This window comes from Escherichia sp. KCJ4928, from assembly GCF_004352695.1.
Lineage (GTDB): Bacteria > Pseudomonadota > Gammaproteobacteria > Enterobacterales > Enterobacteriaceae > ECMA0423.
The window spans coordinates 1-654 of record NZ_SJWV01000531.1 but is presented as its reverse complement, the minus strand read 5'-3'; the positions used below and the strand labels follow the sequence as shown (position 1 = coordinate 654).

Below are 654 nucleotides of genomic sequence, written 5' to 3'. Positions count from 1 at the left end.
CACAGCCATTGCAACAGTCACTGAAAGACCTTGAGCGGGCTTACAAAAACTTCTTCCGGAAGCGGGCTGCTTTTCCCCGATTCAAAAAGCGGGGACAGAATGATGCATTCCGCTACCCGCAGGGCGTAAAGCTCGATCAGGAAAACAGCCGTATTTTTCTGCCGAAACTGGGCTGGATGCGCTACCGGAATAGCCGTCAGGTCACGGGTGTTGTGAAAAATGTCACGGTCAGCCAGTCCTGCGGTAAGTGGTACATCAGTATTCAGACAGAAAGTGAAGTATCAACTCCGGTTCACCCTTCAGCATCAATGATCGGGCTGGATGCTGGCGTGGCTAAACTCGCCACGCTGTCAGATGGCACAGTCTTTGGGCCTGTAAACAGTTTTCAGAAAAACCAGAAGACGCTGGCGAGACTTCAGCGACAGTTAAGCCGCAAGGTCAAATTCAGCAATAACTGGCAGAAGCAGAAACGCAAAATACAGCGACTGCATTCCCGTATCGCAAATATCCGCAGGGACTACCTTCATAAAGTCACAACGACCGTCAGCAAAAACCACGCAATGATAGTCATTGAGGATTTGAAGGTCAGCAACATGTCAAAGTCAGCAGCGGGTACGGTCAGCCAGCCGGGGCGCAATGTCCGGGCAAAATCAG

1 protein-coding gene is annotated in these 654 nt (G+C 51.1%); it reads left to right on the top strand.

Annotated elements, in window-relative coordinates; all coding sequences use genetic code 11:
• The coding region (locus tag E0D98_RS25355) for an RNA-guided endonuclease TnpB family protein (protein ID WP_139914194.1) at positions 1-654 on the top strand (654 nt) is incomplete at both ends.